This is a genomic window from Ruegeria sp. CL6 (assembly GCF_056536465.1).
Genome location: NZ_JBQFPR010000005.1, coordinates 16,415 through 35,377 on the forward strand (window position 1 = coordinate 16,415; position 18,963 = coordinate 35,377).

Consider the following 18,963-nt stretch of genomic DNA (forward strand, 5'->3'; position numbering starts at 1 on the left):
CCACGCGCTAGAATGTCTTTCCGCTCTTGCTGAGTGACTTGGCCAGCTTGCTGAGATCGCTGTAAACGCGCCCGGCCCCGGGATGCCAATTGGACACATCCTGACCTTGGGTTTTGACCACAAAATCGTCACCCCTGGCTGCCGGGCCGGTCAAAGCGGCCTGGGGGCCTTGCGCGCAGATATTTTCACACGTTCCGCGCAGCAGCGTTTCATTCAACTGCCGGGCAATGTGATCGGGCACACCTGCCGATTCCCATGCCTCGCGCGCAACGGCCTGCAGAACAACCGTGAAGTTATTCGAGATGACTGCGGCAGCATGGTATAGGCTCTTGCGATCAGAGCTAATGGGAAAGCATGTGGCGCCAAGTGTCTCGAACAGAGCTGTTGCCACTCCGCTTGCATCGCTGTCTCCTTCAACGCCGCAAAGCGCACCCTGGAACTGTGTTTCGGCAACTTTTGGATCGGCAAAAGAAAGAACCGGATGCACACTTGCCAGCCTCCAATTCAACTGGCGCAAGGCGGCCATCTGAGCGGCAGGGAAAAAGCCGCTGCAATGAAACGCAAAGGGCGAAGCAGTGGGCTTTGCCCGCGCCTGAAAGACCTCGGCAAGTTGGCCCGCGACGGAAGCGATCTGAGTATCAGGCACGGTCAGCAGCCAAATATCGGCCGGTCGAACCTCGGCCAGATCATCAACTGCGCGGCCCTGCCCGACCGCACGAACGAGAGCTTGCGCCGATGCCCCGCGCGCGCTCGAGACGTCCTGAAGGACATAGCCCGCCCTGTCCTGTAAAAGTCGGGCAAATGTCTGACCGACCCGCCCGGCGCCAATGATATTAACGCTCAAACTCTGCATTCCGTCGGCCTCCTGTCCTACTTGAAACATCTATTGTCGATGCGGCGCAAACTCTCAAGCAGAGCGTTTCGTCAAAATATGTTACATAAATATTGCTTTTGTACATTTCAGTAACATATTATGCACCAAAGATCCTGACGCTGAATCACTTATGGATTCGCCGACGGGGATCGGCATTTGCAGGTTATTGCGTTTGAGGAGTGCGCAAACATGTATGCACAGATGGTCAAATCCACCGGCAAAGGTGTACAGTCCCGCGACGACATGAGCCCCGAGGACCGGGCCTTTCAGGATCGCATTGATCAAGGCGAAAAGATTGAGCCGAAGGACTATATGCCGGACGCCTACCGGAAAACTCTGATCCGCCAAATCGGTCAGCATGCACATTCCGAGATTGTCGGCCAATTGCCCGAAGGCAACTGGATCACCCGCGCACCGACGCTTGAACGAAAAGCAAACCTGCTGGCCAAGGTGCAAGACGAAGCAGGCCACGGTCTTTACCTGTATTGCGCTGCGGAAACGCTTGGGGTCAGTCGGGACGAGTTGGTTGAAATGCTTCATTCCGAACGGATGAAGTACTCGTCAATCTTCAACTACCCCACCCTGACTTGGGCCGATATGGGCGCGGTCGGCTGGCTGGTCGATGGTGCTGCGATCATGAATCAGGTGCCGCTGCAGCGCACATCCTACGGGCCTTACGCCCGCGCCATGGTGCGTATCTGCAAGGAAGAAAGCTTTCACCAGCGCCAAGGCTATCACATCATGATCAAGATGGCGAAAGAGGGCACCGCCGATCAAAAGCGCATGGCGCAGGATGCGCTGAACCGGTTCTGGTATCCCGCGTTGATGATGTTCGGACCATCGGACAAGGACAGTGTCCATTCCGCGCAGTCAATGGCGTGGAAGATCAAGATCAACACCAACGATGAGCTGCGACAGAAATTCGTTGATGAAACCGTTCCCCAAGCCGAGTTTTTGGGCCTGACGATCCCTGACGAAAACCTGCGCTGGAACGACGAAACCGGCCATTACGAGTTCAGCGAGCCTGACTGGTCGGAATTCTTTGAAGTGATATCCGGCAACGGTCCCTGCAATGCCGAGCGCCTAAGCGCACGCCGCAAAGCGTGGGACGACGGCGCATGGGTTCGTGAGGCGATGCTTGCCCACGCGCAAAAATCCAAGAAACGCTCTCAAGCCGCGGAGTAACCCGATGACACAGAACAACGAATGGCCACTTTGGGAAGTATTTATTCGCGGGCAGCACGGAATGAGCCACCGTCATGTCGGCTCTTTGCACGCTGCGGACGCGGCACATGCAATCCGCAATGCGCGCGACGTTTATACCAGGCGGAACGAAGGCGTCAGCATCTGGGTCGTCGAGGCCGAAAAGATCACGGCATCCAGCCCCTCGGACAAGGGTCCACTGTTTGATCCGGCCCGTGACAAGGTTTACCGGCACCCGACCTTTTATGACATACCCGAAGAAGTGGGGAAAATGTGATGCTGGCGCAGCAGAATAGCCCGTTGTTCGAGTTCCTCTTGCGACAAGGGGACAACGCATTGGTTCTGGGGCACAGGACGTCCGAATGGTGTGGCGTGGCACCGGTTTTGGAGGAAGATATCGCGCTGGCGAACATGGCGCTGGACCTGATCGGACAGACGCAGCTGTGGCTGGGATACGCTGGCGAAGTCGAAGGCGCTGATCGGTCTGCCGATGATCTGGCCTTCCTGCGGGACGTTTACGACTTTCGGAACCTTTTGATGCTCGAAGTGCCAAACGGTGATTTTGGGCACACTCAGATGCGGCAGTTCCTGTTCGACGCGTATCAGGTGCCGTGGCTGACACGGTTGCAGGACTCGGCGGATACTCGCGTGGCCGAAATCGCGGCGAAGTGCCTGAAAGAGGCTCTGTATCACCTCGACCGGTCGTCCCACACCGTTATTGCCTTGGGTGACGGAACCGCCGAAAGCAATCATCGGATGGCTGATGCGCTGTCGTATCTCTGGCCATATAGCGGTGAAATGTTTGCCGACGATGCAACCGACGACGCAATGGCCGAGGCCGGAATCGCCCCTCTGCCCTCGGATATGCGCGCGTTCTGGCTGGACACGGTACAGCGCGTTCTGAACGAGGCATGTCTGACCGTGCCCGAAGGAAGCTACGCGCAGAGCGGAGGCCGCAGGGGTTTCAGACACACGGAACATCTAGGCCACATGCTGGCCGTCATGCAGACCCTGCAACGTTCCTACCCCGGAGCCGCGTGGTAGGTGCCATGTCCGTAAGCGAAGCGCAAATTTGGGATTGGCTCGAAACAGTGCCTGACCCGGAGATTCCGGTGATTTCGGTAGTAGACTTGGGCGTCATCCGCGATGTCTCGGTCGCGCAGGATCAAGTGACTGTGACCATAACGCCGACCTATTCAGGATGCCCGGCAATGGCTGTGATCTCGATGGACATCGAAACCGCGCTTGCACGGAATGGCGTGGACAATTTGAACATCCAAATGCGCATCGCACCTGCCTGGACAACTGATTGGTTGTCCGAGAAAGGCCGTGCAAGGCTTGAAGATTTCGGGATCGCACCCCCCCAACCTGCCGGCGGGCCGTCCCGATGTCCGCATTGCAAATCCGACCAGTTGGAAAAGATCAGTCAATTTGGCTCGACCCCATGTAAGGCGCAATGGCGGTGCAAAGACTGTCTGGAACCCTTCGACTATTTCAAATGCATCTGAGGTCCCACATCATGGCCAAGTTTCATCCTCTCACGGTGACAGATATCCATAAAACTATCCGCGATGCCGTCGTAGTGACGTTGAAGGCGGAAGTTCCAGAGAACTTTGCCTTCGCGCCGGGGCAGTACCTGACCTTCAAAAGAAATTTTGATGGCGAGGAATTGCGCCGGTCCTACTCTATCTGCGCGGCACCGCACGAGGGCATCTTGCAGGTCGGAGTCAAGAGTGTCGACGGAGGAGCCTTTTCAAACTGGGTCAACTCGGAACTGAAAGTGGGGGACGTGATGAACGCGATGCCCCCAATGGGCAATTTTCACGCGGCAGCCGACGTGGATGCGCCACACTATCTGGGGTTTGCTGGCGGGTCTGGCATCACGCCGATCCTGTCGATCCTGAAAACCGCGCTGTCCGAGGACCCATCCGCGCGTTTCACACTGGTTTACGCGAACCGGAACCCAAACACGATCATGTTTCGGGAAGAGTTGGAGGACCTGAAAAACCGCTATCTGCAAAGGCTGAATATCGTTCACATCCTCGAGGATGACAGCCAGGAAATCGACCTTTTCCAAGGGCGGGTAGACGGTGAGAAATGTACGGCACTGTTTCGGCACTGGATCGACATCAATTCGGTATCTCTGGCCTATATCTGTGGGCCGGAACCAATGATGTTGGCGATTTCGCAAGCCTTGAAAGATCACGGACTGACCAAGGATCAGATTAGGTACGAATTGTTCGCGTCTTCGCAACCTGGGCGGGCCAAGTCACGGGCCGCTTCAAGAAACAATGACGACAAGGGGATCAAAGGCCGCGTCACCTTGGGCGGTGTCAGCCGCAGCTTTACCATTCCAAAGGATACGAGTCTGCTGGAAGCCGCCCTTGCCGAAAATCTGGACGCACCGCATGCCTGCAAAGCCGGGGTGTGTTCAACCTGCAAGGCGCGGGTGGTTGAAGGCGAGGTTGAAATGGTGGCGAACCACGCACTGGAAGATTACGAGGTTGAGGCGGGCTTTGTTCTGACCTGTCAGTGTTTTCCTGTGTCAGACAAAGTGGTTTGGGACTACGACGAGGCCGGGCACTAGTCCGCGGCCTGCACGCCCGGCAATCCGGCCACAATGAACCGCGCCATGGTTACCGCATAATCCTCGCGGTCGGAACGCGTCGCCTTTGGGTGCCACATGTAATACCAGTTCAACATCCCAAAGACCGACATAGTCAGCTCGCGCAGCAGCCGTCGTTCTGTGCTCAGCTTGCCGCCGCTGACCGCATCCAGAATGCCGCTCATCTGCGTGACCATGTCCTTCTGGTAGGCTTTCAGCACCTTTTGCTTGTCCTCTGGCAACAACGACACGCCTTCGCTTTGAATGTTGTGCTCATAGTCCATGCCCTCATAGGCCAGCAGGTACTCGCGCAAAACCAGATGCAGTTGTTCTTCGGGAGGCTTGCCTTCCAAGTCCACGCCCGAGACCCGATCGTTCAATTCCGAGAGATATGAGTCCAGGATATCGAACAGCAATGCCTCTTTGCTGTCATAATAGTGGTAGATATTAGCCTTTGATATCCCGGCGCTTTTCGCCACCTGGTTCATCGAGGCACGCGCGATGCCCTCTCGGGCGAAAACACTGGCCGCAACAGAGAGGATGCTCTGACGCTTCTGGTCGTGGTCCTTTGCGATCGTGCGCGCCACGGGCTTACTCCTTTGGTCTGTTGTCGATCACGCGGCGGGCCTTACCCTGACTGCGCTCGACTGTGCCGGGGGCTCCGACGGTCACTTTGGTTCCAACCCCTATGGTGTCTTTGATCTTCTTAGACAAGACCCCTGCCGCAGCGTTTCTCACCTCTGACGAAGCGGCGTCGGACCCAGCCTCGACATGCACGGTCATCGCGTCCATGCGGCCATCGCGGGTCAATTCAATTTGGAAATAGGGTGCAAGGTCAGGGGTCGCCAGAACCAGTTCTTCGACCTGAGTGGGAAAGACATTCACACCGCGCAGGATAATCATGTCGTCGGATCGCCCGGTGATTTTCTCCATCCGCCGCATTGAACGCGCTGTCCCCGGCAACAGCCGGGTCAGATCGCGCGTACGGTAGCGTATCATCGGCAGCCCTTCTTTGGTGAGTGTTGAAAAGACCAACTCACCGATTTCTCCGTCTGGCAGAACCTCACCTGTTTCGGGGTCTATGACCTCGGGGTAGAAATGATCCTCCCATATGTGCAACCCGTCTTTGGTCTCGATACATTCGTTCGCTACACCCGGCCCCATGATTTCCGAAAGCCCATAGATATCGACCGCGTGCATATCGAAGGCATCCTCGACTTCTGCCCGCATCGCGTTGGTCCAGGGTTCTGCGCCGAAAATCCCGACATCCAGCGAACTGTCCCGCGGGTCGATTCCGGCGGCACGAAACTGTTCAAGAATGTTGAGCATGTACGACGGGGTCACCATGATCGTGCTGGGCTTGAAATCCTGTATCAGCATGACTTGCCGCTCTGTCATTCCGCCAGACACCGGAACGACCGTGCAATTCAAACGCTCCGCACCGTAATGCGCACCTAGCCCGCCGGTGAACAGACCATAGCCGTAGGCTATGTGCACGATGTCACCCGGTTTGGTGCCGCTGGCCCTCATCGACCGGGCGACAAGATTTGCCCACATATCGATATCGCGACGCGTATATCCCACGACGGTTGGTTTGCCCGTCGTTCCAGATGAGGCATGGACCCGCACGATCTGTTCACGCGGGACGGCGAATAGCCCAAAGGGGTAGTTTGCGCGTAGGTCGTCTTTGTAAGTGAAAGGAAATTTTGCCAAGTCACTTAACGTTTGCAAATCATCCGGATGCACACCCGCCTCATCGAACCTTTGCCGATACATGGGCACGTTTTCATATGCGTGCTTCACCGACCATTTCAGGCGCTGCAACTGCAAGGCGCGGATCTCGTCGATGGATGCGATTTCAATCGGATCGAGCATATCTCGGGCCGGTGTCAGATCTTTCATTGGCTCCTCCCCTATTCCTCGAACAACTGGCCCGGTACGGCGCGGGAACAGCCTCGGAATTCAGCAATCACTTCGTTGAGCTGGTTGGTAACGGTGACATCATAAATACCGCTGCGTCCCGTCAGGCTGACTTCACGTGCCTCTGCAATAAGCCTGTCCCCCAATCGGCCCGGCGCGATATAGGAAATCGTGTTGTGCTGGGCGACCGTGGATTGATTGCGACTGTTGCAGGCAAACGCAAATGCGCTATCGGCCAGCATAAAGATTATGCCGCCGTGACAGATGCCATGACCATTCGCATGGTGTCGCTCGACCGTCATTGACAACGTGGCTTGGCCTTCGTCGACTTTGTCGATCTGAAGCCCGACCCACGGGCTTGCATTATCCGCGCTCCACATTGCTTGCGCTGCGCGTTCGGCGCGCTCTTTTGGTGTCATGCTAGCGCCCCTCGAAACTTGGTAGCCGTTTTTGCAGAAAGGCCGACACACCTTCGGCGTAATCGGCGCTTTCGCCGCAGGTTTTCTGCAACTTAGCCTCAAGATCCAACTGAGCGTCCAGATCGTTATGCGCGGCTGCCTGAATCGCCTCTTTGGTACGAGACAGACCCAGGGTCGGCCCTTGTGCCAATCTTTCCGCCAACAGCCGCGCCTCGGTCATCAGCGCATCTTGTGCAACGCATTTCCAGATCAGACCCCATGCCTCGGCTTTTTGCGCTGTAAGAGGTTCTGCCGTCATTGCCAGCGCCATGGCGCGCGCCTCACCCAAACGCCTCGTCAGCAACCATGACCCGCCTGCGTCCGGAACCAGACCAACTTTGGAAAACGACTGCACGAATTTAGCTGTGTCAGAGGCCAGCACGATGTCGCAGGCCAACGCCACATTTGCGCCTGCACCCGCGGCAACACCATTCACGGCGCAAATAACCGGTGCCTCAAAGGACCGGATTTGCCGGATCAAGGGATTATAGAAAGTTGCCAGCGTCCGCCCCAGATCCGGCGGCCCGTCGAGGGTTGACGGATCACGATCACCCAAATCCTGACCCGCGCAAAAACCACGCCCCGCACCGGTAAGCAGCACTGCCCTCGCAGCTTCGGAATGTGCGGCATTCAACGCGTCGCGCAGGGCCAGATGCATCTCGTCGTTAAAACTGTTCAGCTTTTCCGGACGGTTCAAAGTAAGCTCGACCCAGTCCGCGTGCCGCGTGACAAGCACAGTGTCGGACACCATATTCTCCTTGATCTTCCTTAGCCTTGTCCTTAAACATTTCATAAACCGACCGGTAGGTCAATTAATGATTGGAGTCATACCGGAACCAGACGCGAGGAATGCCACATGACCGTACAAAGCGTTGAAAGCTATATCGCAGGCCAGTGGATCGGGTGCGACAGTTCGGCCCGCGATATTCATTCCGCCGTAACCGGAGACGTGATCGGTCGCGCAGGCAACAGCGCGTTGGATGTTTCGGCACTGCTGCAATACGCGTACGAAAAGGGCGGCCCTGCCCTGCGCAAGATGACGTTTCACGACCGTGCGCGGATGCTCAAGGCGCTGGCGCTACACCTGGAGCAACAAAAACAGGCGCTATATGATATCTCGTTTTCGACGGGCGCAACACAAAGTGATCACCTGATCGACATTGACGGCGGCATCGGCACGCTGATGGTCTATGCCAGCAAAGGCCGACGCGAGATGCCCGATGACACGGTCTATCTGGATGGCCAGATCGAACGGCTGTCGCGTCAGGGAACGTTTCTGGGTCAGCACATTTGCACCTCACTGACCGGAGTGGCGCTTCACATCAACGCGTTCAATTTCCCGGTATGGGGCATGCTCGAAAAGCTGGCCCCGACCCTTTTGGCGGGCGTCCCGGCGATCGTGAAACCTGCGACGGCGACATGCTATGTCACCGAGCGATGCGTGCGGATGATGTTAGACAGCGGCGTGCTGCCAGAAGGCTCCATTCAACTGATTTCCGGCAGTCTTGGGCCAGTTCTGGATCACTTGGGTGGACAGGATATCGTCAGTTTCACGGGCTCGGCAGCAACGGCCAGGACGTTGCACGGCGCGTCCTGTTTTCACCAGAATGCGACGCGGTTCATTGCCGAACAGGACAGCCTGAATTCCTCGATCCTCGGGCCGGATGCTGTATCCGGCACGCCAGAGTTTGATCTGTTCATCAAGGAAATCACACGCGAAATGACCACCAAGGCCGGTCAGAAATGCACGGCCATTCGGCGCATCATGGCACCAGAATCTCAGGTTGACGCCGTAATAAGCAGGTTACGCGATCAGCTTGGATCGATTGTCATCGGCGACCCGGCCGCGGAAAAGACTCAGATGGGCGCATTGGTGTCTCAGACCCAAAGGCGCGACGTTCTGGAAAAGGCTGCCTTGATCGGGCAAGAGGCGGAACGTGTTTTCGGAAACCCCGACGACTTTGAGGTTCATGGGGCAGACCCCGTTAACGGAGCTTTTGTGCCCCCAATGCTGTTTCATTGCGCGTCACCTGACACCGCCAACCTGCTGCACTCGGTCGAGGCGTTCGGCCCTGTTTCCACCGTGATGCCCTATCGCGATCTGGATCATGCCATAGACATGGCCAATCGGGGCGGCGGTAGCCTTGTGGCATCGGTAATCACCAATGATCTGGACATCGCAAGATCCGTCGCGCTGGGTGCCGGGGCATTCCACGGTCGACTTTATTTCAACAACCGGACTTCGATGAAGGAAAGCACAGGCCACGGCTCTCCTCTGCCGCATATGGTGCATGGCGGACCCGGTCGCGCCGGTGGCGGTGAGGAGATGGGCGGCGTGCGCGGCGTAATGCACTACATGCAGCGCACCGCCATTCAGGGCAGCCCTGACATCCTGACCCGCATTGGGCAACAATGGGTTCCCGGTGCCAAGGAACGCACGGACCGCGCCCACCCGTTCACGCGCACATTCGACGAGCTTGAAATTGGGGAAACCTTGTACACCGGGGAACGTGAAATCACGCTGGATGACATCGAAACCTTTGCCCATTTCACCGGCGACACCTTCTATGCCCACATGGATGATGCTGCCGCCAAACGGAACCCGTTCTTTCCCGGTCGGGTCGCCCACGGGTATCTTTTACTAAGCTTTGCAGCCGGACTTTTTGTTCAACCGGACGAAGGCCCGGTCCTGGCCAATACCGGGTTGGACAACCTGCGGTTTCTAAAGCCCGTTCAGCCGGGCGACAGCATTCATGTGCGCCTTACCGTTCTACAAAAAACGCCGCGCAATCGGGATTATGGTGAGGTTCGGTGGCATGTCTCCCTGCTCAATCAAAATGGCGATATGGCCGCGGAATACCAGTTGCTGACAATGAACGCTTTCAAGAAAGCCTGACCACCGGGTTTTCCCATAGCCACGCAACACGCCCACATGGTATCCAAGAGGCCAGCCCTAGTTTAAGCCTTTTGGAAAGACCCGCATTTGACCCCGGCAGAAACTCTGATTGAAGACCTCAGTACGCTTGAACCAATAAAGACATGGTCACTGATCGTCACCTTGTTCGGCGACCTCAACGGCCAGCATGTTACAGGCAAGGAGCTGGGCTTGCTGTTAGGGCATGTGGGCATAAAAACCGAAGCCATGCGGGTCGCCTTGCACCGGCTCAGAAAAGACGGGTGGATCGTATCTACAAAATCTGGGCGCGAAGTCACCTACAGCCTTTCAGACCACGGCCTTGCAGAAACGCATGCCGCTTACGAGGACGTCTATAGGCAAGATGTCAAATACCCGGAAGGCTGGCAGTTTCTGTTGACCAAGGAAGACATCGAAGCGCCCGACCCGGCAATCCGACTTGAGCGGTCACTGCTTTTGGTTCCGATGGACTCTGCCCTAGGCGATGGGTCCGAAGTCTGCCTGCGGCTGGATATGGACGCGATACCCGATTGGTTTTCTACTCGGATCGTTCCCCCTCAGACTCTGTTTCACGCGCAACGCCTTTTCGACCTGGCGGGCCGCGTCCGGGAAACAGAGCTTGCGCCCCTGCCCCTGGCGGCGGTGCGGCTGCTACTGCTGCATCATTGGCGCAAGATCGCACTACGAAGTTCAAGCTGGGCGCATATTTCCCTTGTCCCTGACGGACCCTTGGCGATCTGTCACGACCGCGTCACTGGTTTGCTGGCGGACCTGCCCAAGCTCTCACCCAAGGCGTATTCGGGCTAAAAACCAGCGCCCGAGGTGGCAAAATGGCGCTCACCAATAGTTGACCGACCGGTTGGTTTATGAAACTGTGTTCAAAAGCTGTCCGCAGCTTTTGTTATGGGAGGACAACATGAAACAGACATTTGCGGCCCTTGGGCTGGGGATTTCCACGTTGCTGGCAGGGGGCTCTGCCTGGGCAGAGAAAACCATGGTGGTTTCATCATGGCTGCCACCCAGCCACATCGTGAACGAGATCATCTGGCCAGAGTTCATTTCACGCATCGAAGAAGCAACCGATGGACGTGTGACCGGTGCTATTGAATACAATCTGGCCTCACCCCCAGCGCAGGCCGACCTGATTGAAGATGGCGGCGCGGATGCGGCTTGGATTTTCCATGGGTATAACCCCGGCCGATTTGTCACCACCAAACTGATCGAGATTCCGGGGCTTGAAGGTGACTCTGCCGCTGCATCCGCCGCCCATTGGCGAGCGCACGAGCAATACCTGGCCGCAGCCAACGAACATGACGGCGTTGTTCCGGTTGCCATGATGGTCCATGCCCCGGGCATGTTGCACCTGTCCAAGGAAGTCAGCTCGCTTGACGATGTCGCGGGTCTCAAAATCCGGTCGGGCGGTGGTGTTATGGGGGATGTTCTCAAAGGGCTGGACATGGCTGGCGTTCAGGTTGCCGCGCCCAAAGTCTATGAAACCGTCTCTAACGGTGTCGCAGACGGGACGTTCTTTCCGGGTGATACGATTGCCATCCTGCGCTTGACCGAAGTTCTACCCTACACCTATCGCGTTCCGGGCGGATTCTATCGCGGCTCTTTCTCGATCATCATGAGTGAAGAGTTCCTTGAGTCCGTCGGCGAAGAGGACGCCGCAGCCATCCGAGCCGCTCTGGGCGAGGATTTCTCGGCCTTCGCGGGCAAAGCATGGGATGTCGGCAACCAGAGGGGTCTGGATGCGCAGGCTGCCTCGGGTCAGATTATTGACCTTGAAGGGGATGCAGCCGCCCCGTTTGAAGCGCTGGTGCCACAGATACAGGCATCGGTGCTTGAAGAAGTCTCTGGCAAGGGCGTCGATGCAGAAGCTGCGATGCAACTGATCCGGGACACCATGTCCGAATACAGCGCGAAATGAGCGCACAATCGAACCTCAAACGGGCAAGCCACTGGTTTGCCCGCTTATGCCTGTTGGGCAGCGGCCTTTGTCTTATGCTCGTAATGGGTCTGACAGTCGTAGAGGTTATCGGTCGCTATATCTTCAACGCTCCGATTTTCGGGCGTCAGGATCTGGCTCAAATCCTGTTGGCGTTGTCTATCTTCTTTGCGTTTCCCGTGGTCACCCTGCGGCGCGAACAGATTGACGTTGACCTGCTTGACCACCTGTTCCCACGCCGCGCTGCGTTTTGGCGCGACCGGTGTATCGACGCACTGACATCACTTTGCCTACTGACGATGGCGGTATGGCTGTTCGCGCGCGCGGACAAGGCACTGGAGCGCGGCGTTACCAGCGAGCTACTGTTCATCCCAAAATATCCGCTCATTTATTTCATCGCGCTCGTCGTGGGAATAACCGGCGTACTGTTGGCGGTCAGTGCAATGCTCAAAATCATCCGGCCATCCGGCCTTGAAGGACTCTGACCAAGATGGAAGTCTCACTGATTGCTTTTGCGCTGGTCATCTTGCTTGTGCTGCTGCGCGTGCCGATCGGAATTGCAATGGGATTTATCGGGGCAATCGGCTTTGTTTACCTGCGCGACGGACGCTGGTCCGCCGGGTTGGGTCCGGCGGCGGACTCGATACTGGACGTGACCCAGAACGACGCGCTGTCGGTGATACCGCTGTTTATCTTCATGGGCATGATCGTCGCGCAAAGCGGCATGGCGCTCGATTTATACCGCGCGGCCTACACGCTGGTCGGACGGTTGCCGGGCGGGTTGGCGATGTCGACGATTTTGGCCTGCGGTGGCTTTTCCGCTGTTTCGGGTTCATCGCTGGCCACGGCTGCGACCATGTCCAAAGTCGCCCTGCCACCGATGCGCAAGTTTGGCTATCACGATAGCCTGTCGACCGCATCCGTCGCCGCAGGCGGTACGTTGGGAATACTTATCCCGCCCAGCATCATCCTGATCATCTACGGTTTCTTGACGGGTCAATCCATCGGGAAGCTGTTTTTGGCCGGCATTTTGCCCGGCCTTCTGGGAATCTTGCTTTATCTGGGGGCTGTCGCCTTCGTCGTCTGGCGCAAACCCGACTACGGTCCTGCGGGTGAAAAAAGCTCATGGCCTGAAACGCGGCAAGCTTTGCTGCGCGTCCTTCCAATCCTCGCGCTGTTCACGTTGATCATTGGCGGTTTGTACGGTCGCGTCTTCACAGCGGACGAGGCCGCGGGCGTCGGCGCATTTGGGGCGATCATCATTTCGATCCTGATCGGTCGGTTCACGTTCAAGGGGCTGATCGAGGCGCTGGTTCAGACAGTGAAAACATCTGTTGGATTGTTCGTCCTATTGATCGGTGCAGACATCTTTAACCGGCTGATTACACGCGCCAGATTGCCAGACGACCTACTAGCGTTGGTCCAAGGGGCCGGGCTGGAGCCGTTCACGATTCTGCTGATCATTATCTTGATCTACATCGTTCTGGGCGCCGTGTTTGAGAGCCTGTCCATGATTACGCTGACCGTACCGGTCTTCGCACCTTTGATCGCGTCATTGGGCTTTTTCGAGGGCGATATAACCGGGGAAACCGCGCTGATCTGGTTCGGGATCATCGTTGTGGTGGTCACAGAAATCTCGCTAATTACACCTCCCATCGGCTTGAATGTGTTTGTTCTAAGGTCCGTCGTGCAAGACGTATCAACAGCCACGATCTTCCGCGGGGTGACGCCTTTCTGGGCCGCCGATATCTTAAGGCTGGCGCTACTAGTGGCTCTGCCTGCGCTTTCCTTGTTCCTGCCCTTGGGCATATTTGGCTTTGGCCCATGAATGCAGAGGAATTATTCTGACGCCGCCTTGGACGAATAATAATACGCGATGGCCTGAGCCCGGTTTCTGACCGACAGCTTTTCATAGATGTTTGAAAGGTGAAACTTCACGGTATTTGCCGATATCTGCAGTTCCTTCGACAATTCTCTGTTCGATAGCCCCTTGGCCAAGGCTTCGAGGATGACAATCTCTTTGCGGGACAGGCCGTGCAGCGGGTCCTTTTGCATCTTGCGCACGTCAATAAATGGAAAGACCATCTTGCCTTTTGCCACGTCCACGCAGGTTTCCAACAAGCCATCAACCTCGCCGGACCGCGACGCGAACCCGGCTGCGCCCGCTTGCATGGCAAGTCGCGGGATGTCTCCCAGTTCGTCTCCATAGATCACGAACCGTGGCGGGTTTTCATGTTCGCGCAACACTTCGATCAGCTTGGCAGCACCCAGAACTGGCAGGTTCCACGAAATCACGCAAACTTGGACGGGCACCCGCATAATCGCACCCAAGAACCCTTCGGCCGTGGCGGATGTCGCCACCAAAGAGAATCGCGGATCGCGTTCAAAAATTTCCGACATCGCCGAAAGGACCAACGGGTTGTTGTCAGCCAGCATGATGTCGATCGGAGCTAAAGTCTTTTCCGTCATTGATTTCCCGTGCAAATTTCGCACTAACTACCCAAACGGGTAGGTCATTCTTTGGTATACAGCCGTATATTTACCAATTTGGGTAGGTTTTTCCCCCTCCAAACAGATAACCATAAGCAGTAGTAAGTTACGTTGCGTTAACTGGCAAGCATCGGTTTTTCTCACCTCCAACGCGACGCATGGGGCCATCACAGACCCCATCACTGAGGAGGATCGCACGTGACATTGCAAGTCTACCCAGCACTCGAAATCCCCGAGACCCTTGCTGCTGGTCCCGGACCCGGCAACACCGATGCCCGAGTCCTGCGGGCCTTTGCCAGCGCAGGCGTGGCAGACCACATGCAGGGTGATGTCCTGCGAGGGATGATCGAATGCAAGCACATGCTGCGCGAGATTTGGGGCACCGAAAACACCTATACCTTCGCGGTTGCCGGAACCGGCTGGAGCGGGCTGGACACGATGTTCGCGGCCGTGATGCCGGGCGACAAAGTCGTTACCTTTACCAACGGCACATTTTCGGGGATCGACGCGCTGACGCTTCGGATCAAGGCTGCAACGCCGCAGGAACACGCGGCCAATCCATTGGACCCACAGGCGGCAAGCGTCACCGTTGTCGAAATTCCCCACGGGCAACCTGTGACTGGCGAGATCGTGGAAGCGGCACTGGCAGAGCACAAACCAAAATGGGCGTTCATGGCGCATTGGGAAACCGGGTCTGGCCGGGTTAACGATCTGCGCGGTTTCTCGGACGCATGTGAACGGCATGGCGCGATGGGCCTGATTGATGCGGTATCGTCGCTGGGTGTTGCGGATTTCCGTATTGATGACTTCCCCGGCATCGCCGGTTGGGCGTCCTGCCCGCAAAAGGGCCTGTGCTGCCTGCCGCTGACCTATGCACCCGTCAGCTTTACCGACGCCTACATAAACACGTTAAAGACGTCAGGGGCTTACACCTATGTCCACAACCCGATTTTCGAGGCCCGTCACTGGGGCATCGTCGACGGTCAGGACGTTGACAAAGGCACCTACCATCGAACCCATTCCGGCTATGCCGTGGCTGCCTTTCACGAATCCCTGCGCCTTACTCTGACCGAGGGGCTGGCCAAACGCGCACATTCCTACAAAACGCACGAAGCCGTCCTGCGGGACGCCGTGACCGCGATGGGATGTCAGGTGACCTCGGACATGCCCAGCCTTGTCGTTCTGAACCTGCCGCCCGAGCTGGCCGGTCGCGAGATGGAACTGGTACAGGCGTGCCGCGCCAAGGGATTTGGCATCTGGCCAACACTCAGCGCCCCCGTTCAGGTGCGGATTGGCATCCTGAATCAGCTAAATCACCAAGCAATAAGCCACATCATCCACCTGTTCGCCCAAGCGATACAGGATCTTGGTGGCACCGTGGACTTTGACGCAATCGAAGCTCTGCTGGAAAGCCGCTACGGGACGTCGATTGCGGCCTGACCGCACTGCATAACGGGAGAACATGCAGATGGATATTCACGAATATCAGGCGAAAGAACTTCTTTCCAAGTTTGGTGTCGAAACCCCTTCGGGGGCTTTGGCCTACAGTCCCGAACAAGCCGCTTACCGCGCGCGCGAGCTGGGCGGCGACAAGTGGATCGTCAAAGCGCAGGTCCATGCAGGCGGCCGAGGCAAGGCCGGGGGCGTCAAGCTGTGCAACTCGGAAAGCGAAATCTACGCCGCTTGCGATGACATGTTTGGTCGCAAGCTGGTGACGCATCAGACCGGCCCCGAGGGAAAAGGCATCTACCGTGTCTATGTCGAGGCAGCCGTGCCGATTGATCGCGAGATCTATCTGGGCTTTGTGCTGGACCGCTCGAGCCAGCGCGTGATGATCGTGGCCTCGTCCGAGGGCGGGATGGAGATCGAGGAGATCTCGGCCGAGCGTCCCGACAGTATCGTTCGCTCAATTGTTGAACCGGCGGTGGGGTTGCAGGAATTCCAGGCGCGTGAGATCGCGTTCAAGCTGGGGCTTGAGCCGAAGTTGATCCAGCACATGGTCCGCACCTTGCAGGGCTGCTACGCCGCCTTCAGCGAGCTGGACGCCACAATGGTCGAGATCAACCCTCTGGTCATCACCGGCGACGACCGGGTGCTGGCGCTGGACGCGAAGATGAGCTTTGACGACAACGCCCTGTTCCGCCGCCCGCAGATCGCCGAGCTGCGCGACAAAAGCCAGGAAGACCCGCGCGAAAGTCGCGCCGCAGACCGGGGACTGTCTTATGTGGGGCTGGACGGCAATATCGGCTGCATCGTGAACGGTGCGGGTCTGGCTATGGCCACGATGGACACGATCAAGCTGGCCGGTGGCGAGCCTGCGAATTTCCTGGACATCGGCGGCGGTGCCTCGCCCGAGCGGGTGGCCAAAGCCTTCCGGCTGGTGCTGTCGGATGACAATGTTCAGGCGGTTCTGGTCAATATCTTTGCAGGCATCAACCGCTGCGACTGGGTGGCCGAGGGTGTGGTGCAAGCGCTGCGCGAATTGGAAATCGACCTGCCGGTGATCGTGCGTCTAGCAGGTACGAATGTCGAGGAAGGTCAGAAAATTCTCGCCAAATCGGGTCTGCCGATCATCCGCGCAACAACTCTGATGGAAGCCGCCGAACGCGCCGTGGGCGCGTGGCGCAATGATCTGACCCAAAACACCAAGATGAGGGCCGTGTAATGAGCATTCTTCTTGACCGCGACAGCCGGGTAATCGTTCAGGGCATCACCGGGCGCATGGCGCGCCTGCACACCAAGGATATGGTGGAATATGGCACCAATGTCGTGGGCGGTGTCGTCCCCGGTAAAGGCGGCGAAACCGTCGAAGGCGTGCCGGTTTTCGACACCGTCAAGCAAGCGGTCGAGGCCACCGGCGCCGATGCCAGCCTTGTCTTTGTGCCGCCTCCGTTTGCGGCGGACTCGATCATGGAGGCCGCAGATGCGGGCATCCGGTATTGCGTCTGCATCACGGATGGCATCCCCGCGCAGGACATGATCCGCGTCAAGCGTTACATGTACCGCTATCCCAAGGACAAACGCATGGTACTGACCGGCCCGAACTGCGCCGGAACCATCAGCCCCGGCAAGGCGCTGTTGGGGATCATGCCGGGCCATATCTATCTGCCGGGCAATGTGGGTATCATCGGACGCTCGGGCACGCTGGGCTATGAGGCTGCGGCGCAGTTGAAAGAGCGTGGCATCGGAGTGTCCACCAGCGTCGGCATCGGCGGCGACCCAATCAACGGCTCGTCCTTCCGCGATATCCTTGAGCGGTTCGAGAAGGATGAAGATACCGAGGTCATTGCCATGATCGGCGAGATCGGCGGTCCGCAGGAGGCAGAAGCGGCGGAGTACATCCGTGACCATGTGACCAAGCCCGTTGTGGCTTATGTTGCCGGTCTGACCGCGCCCAAGGGCCGGACCATGGGCCATGCGGGTGCTATTATCTCGGCCTTTGGTGAAAGCGCGAGCGAAAAGGTGGAAATCCTGACGGCGGCAGGCGTGACCGTGGCCGAAAACCCGGCGGTGATCGGCGAGACCATCGCCCGCGTGATGGGAAAGGCCGCGTGATGGTCAAACCTTCGATCCTTGTCACCCGTCGCTGGCCTGCTGCTGTCGAAGCGCAACTGGCCGAAAACTACAATACCGTGCTGAATACCGGGGACATTCCGATGTCCCCGTCCGAGATCCGCAACGCACTAAAGACATACGACGCGGTTCTGCCCACGGTGACCGACACACTCAGCGCCGAGGCGCTGGACGTGCCCGCCGCGCAGACCAAAATCCTGGCCAACTACGGCGTCGGCTACAGCCATATCTACGAACCGGCGGCCCGCGATCTGGGTATGACGGTCACCAACACGCCGGACGTTCTGTCCGAATGCACGGCTGATCTGGCGATGACCCTTCTGCTGATGGCCGCCCGTCGTGCGGGCGAGGGCGAACGTGAGCTGCGTGCAGGTGGCTGGACCGGCTGGCGGCCCACGCATCTGGTCGGCACCAAAGTCAGCGGCAAGACGCTGGGCATCATCGGCTTTGGCAGCATCGGTCAAGAAATGGCCCGCCGCGCCCATCACGGGTTCGGCATGAAAATCCTCGTGCAAAACCGCAGCGCCGTGTCGCCCGATGTGCTGCAGCAATTCAATGCGACGCAGGTTGAAACGGTGGATGAGTTGCTGCCGCACTGCGATTTCGTCTCGCTGCATTGCCCCGGAGGGGCCGCCAACCGGCACTTGATCAACGGACGCAGGTTGGACCTGATGAAACCCAACGCCTTCCTGATCAACACCGCGCGCGGTGAGGTGGTGGACGAACGCGCTTTGGTACAGTCCCTAGCGTTCGACACGATCGGAGGCGCTGCGCTGGACGTGTTCGACGGCGAACCGCGCATCAGCCCGGACCTGCTGCAATGCGACAACCTTGTGATGTTGCCTCATCTGGGCAGCGCCACAAGGGAATCCCGCGAGGCGATGGGCTTCCGCGTTTTGGACAATCTGGGCGACTTCTTTGCGGGCCGTCCCCCTCGTGACCGCGTCATCTGACAAAAAACTACAAAGGACAGAAATC

At 57.8% G+C, this 18,963-nt stretch carries 20 protein-coding genes; 14 read left to right on the plus strand and 6 right to left on the minus strand.

What is annotated here, in order from left to right; all coding sequences use genetic code 11:
* Positions 1-7: 7 nt before the first annotated feature.
* Complete coding sequence (locus ACR0LH_RS14695) at positions 8-853, minus strand: Rossmann-like and DUF2520 domain-containing protein (protein ID WP_480721531.1); 846 nt, start codon at positions 851-853, stop codon at positions 8-10.
* A gap of 210 nt (positions 854-1,063) precedes the next feature.
* On the opposite strand from ACR0LH_RS14695, the gene paaA reads away from it, so the two are divergent.
* The 5 genes from paaA to ACR0LH_RS14720 are packed head-to-tail and all read left to right on the plus strand — an operon-like array spanning position 1,064 to position 4,664.
* Positions 1,064-2,059: a 1,2-phenylacetyl-CoA epoxidase subunit PaaA gene (gene paaA, locus ACR0LH_RS14700; protein ID WP_480721533.1), complete on the plus strand. Its 996-nt coding sequence runs from the start codon at positions 1,064-1,066 to the stop codon at positions 2,057-2,059.
* Positions 2,060-2,063: 4 nt separating this feature from the next.
* Positions 2,064-2,354: a 1,2-phenylacetyl-CoA epoxidase subunit PaaB gene (gene paaB / locus ACR0LH_RS14705; RefSeq protein WP_170415873.1), complete on the plus strand. Its 291-nt coding sequence runs from the start codon at positions 2,064-2,066 to the stop codon at positions 2,352-2,354.
* Positions 2,354-3,121 carry a 1,2-phenylacetyl-CoA epoxidase subunit PaaC gene (paaC, locus tag ACR0LH_RS14710; protein WP_480721534.1) on the plus strand — a complete coding sequence of 256 codons (768 nt, stop codon included), beginning with the start codon at positions 2,354-2,356 and terminating at the stop codon, positions 3,119-3,121. The genes paaB and paaC overlap by 1 nt, the downstream gene beginning before the upstream one ends.
* 5 nt (positions 3,122-3,126) lie before the next feature.
* Positions 3,127-3,585 carry a 1,2-phenylacetyl-CoA epoxidase subunit PaaD gene (gene paaD, locus ACR0LH_RS14715; protein WP_480721536.1) on the plus strand — a complete coding sequence of 153 codons (459 nt, stop codon included), beginning with the start codon at positions 3,127-3,129 and terminating at the stop codon, positions 3,583-3,585.
* Between the two features lie 11 nt (positions 3,586-3,596).
* Complete coding sequence (locus tag ACR0LH_RS14720) at positions 3,597-4,664, plus strand: 2Fe-2S iron-sulfur cluster-binding protein (protein WP_480721537.1); 1,068 nt, start codon at positions 3,597-3,599, stop codon at positions 4,662-4,664.
* Here ACR0LH_RS14720 and ACR0LH_RS14725 read toward each other — a convergent pair.
* Genes ACR0LH_RS14725 through paaG form a run of 4 tightly spaced genes read right to left on the minus strand, consistent with a single transcriptional unit; the run spans position 4,661 to position 7,808 of the window.
* Positions 4,661-5,269 carry a TetR/AcrR family transcriptional regulator gene (locus ACR0LH_RS14725; protein ID WP_480721539.1) on the minus strand — a complete coding sequence of 203 codons (609 nt, stop codon included), beginning with the start codon at positions 5,267-5,269 and terminating at the stop codon, positions 4,661-4,663. The genes ACR0LH_RS14720 and ACR0LH_RS14725 overlap by 4 nt on opposite strands.
* A 4-nt stretch (positions 5,270-5,273) precedes the next feature.
* Complete coding sequence (paaK, locus tag ACR0LH_RS14730) at positions 5,274-6,584, minus strand: phenylacetate--CoA ligase PaaK (protein ID WP_480721540.1); 1,311 nt, start codon at positions 6,582-6,584, stop codon at positions 5,274-5,276.
* A gap of 11 nt (positions 6,585-6,595) precedes the next feature.
* Positions 6,596-7,021 (minus strand): hydroxyphenylacetyl-CoA thioesterase PaaI, encoded by a 426-nt coding sequence (paaI, locus tag ACR0LH_RS14735; protein ID WP_170602810.1) that lies wholly within the window; start codon positions 7,019-7,021, stop codon positions 6,596-6,598.
* A 1-nt stretch (position 7,022) separates the two neighbouring features.
* A complete protein-coding gene (paaG, locus tag ACR0LH_RS14740; RefSeq protein ID WP_480721541.1) occupies positions 7,023-7,808 on the minus strand; it encodes a 2-(1,2-epoxy-1,2-dihydrophenyl)acetyl-CoA isomerase PaaG in 786 nt (261 codons plus the stop codon).
* Between the two features lie 108 nt (positions 7,809-7,916).
* On the opposite strand from paaG, the gene paaZ reads away from it, so the two are divergent.
* From paaZ to ACR0LH_RS14765, 5 genes are all read left to right on the plus strand, one after another.
* Positions 7,917-9,956: a phenylacetic acid degradation bifunctional protein PaaZ gene (gene paaZ, locus ACR0LH_RS14745; protein ID WP_480721542.1), complete on the plus strand. Its 2,040-nt coding sequence runs from the start codon at positions 7,917-7,919 to the stop codon at positions 9,954-9,956.
* Positions 9,957-10,043: 87 nt separating this feature from the next.
* Entirely contained in the window at positions 10,044-10,781 is a 738-nt protein-coding gene (locus tag ACR0LH_RS14750; RefSeq protein WP_480721543.1) for a hypothetical protein, read from the plus strand.
* Positions 10,782-10,890: 109 nt separating this feature from the next.
* Complete coding sequence (locus ACR0LH_RS14755; protein ID WP_170698448.1) at positions 10,891-11,904, plus strand: TRAP transporter substrate-binding protein; 1,014 nt, start codon at positions 10,891-10,893, stop codon at positions 11,902-11,904.
* On the plus strand, positions 11,901-12,407 hold the full coding sequence (locus tag ACR0LH_RS14760) for a TRAP transporter small permease (protein WP_480721545.1): 507 nt from the start codon (positions 11,901-11,903) through the stop codon (positions 12,405-12,407). The genes ACR0LH_RS14755 and ACR0LH_RS14760 overlap by 4 nt, the downstream gene beginning before the upstream one ends.
* A 5-nt stretch (positions 12,408-12,412) precedes the next feature.
* Positions 12,413-13,750 (plus strand): TRAP transporter large permease, encoded by a 1,338-nt coding sequence (locus ACR0LH_RS14765; protein ID WP_480721547.1) that lies wholly within the window; start codon positions 12,413-12,415, stop codon positions 13,748-13,750.
* Positions 13,751-13,761: 11 nt separating this feature from the next.
* On the opposite strand, the gene ACR0LH_RS14770 is transcribed toward ACR0LH_RS14765, so the two are convergent.
* Positions 13,762-14,391 (minus strand): response regulator transcription factor, encoded by a 630-nt coding sequence (locus tag ACR0LH_RS14770; protein ID WP_480721549.1) that lies wholly within the window; start codon positions 14,389-14,391, stop codon positions 13,762-13,764.
* Between the two features lie 225 nt (positions 14,392-14,616).
* Between ACR0LH_RS14770 and ACR0LH_RS14775 the strand changes: the two genes are divergently transcribed.
* From ACR0LH_RS14775 to ACR0LH_RS14790, 4 genes are read left to right on the plus strand one after another with little or no spacing between them, the layout of a single operon-like run.
* Positions 14,617-15,852 (plus strand): pyridoxal-phosphate-dependent aminotransferase family protein, encoded by a 1,236-nt coding sequence (locus tag ACR0LH_RS14775; protein WP_480721668.1) that lies wholly within the window; start codon positions 14,617-14,619, stop codon positions 15,850-15,852.
* Between the two features lie 28 nt (positions 15,853-15,880).
* On the plus strand, positions 15,881-17,077 hold the full coding sequence (locus tag ACR0LH_RS14780; protein WP_170389144.1) for a malate--CoA ligase subunit beta: 1,197 nt from the start codon (positions 15,881-15,883) through the stop codon (positions 17,075-17,077).
* Positions 17,077-17,967: a succinate--CoA ligase subunit alpha gene (sucD, locus tag ACR0LH_RS14785; protein ID WP_170602803.1), complete on the plus strand. Its 891-nt coding sequence runs from the start codon at positions 17,077-17,079 to the stop codon at positions 17,965-17,967. Before ACR0LH_RS14780 ends, sucD begins: the two co-directional genes overlap by 1 nt.
* Complete coding sequence (locus ACR0LH_RS14790) at positions 17,967-18,938, plus strand: 2-hydroxyacid dehydrogenase (RefSeq protein WP_480721670.1); 972 nt, start codon at positions 17,967-17,969, stop codon at positions 18,936-18,938. The genes sucD and ACR0LH_RS14790 overlap by 1 nt, the downstream gene beginning before the upstream one ends.
* The last annotated feature ends 25 nt before the right edge of the window (positions 18,939-18,963 follow it).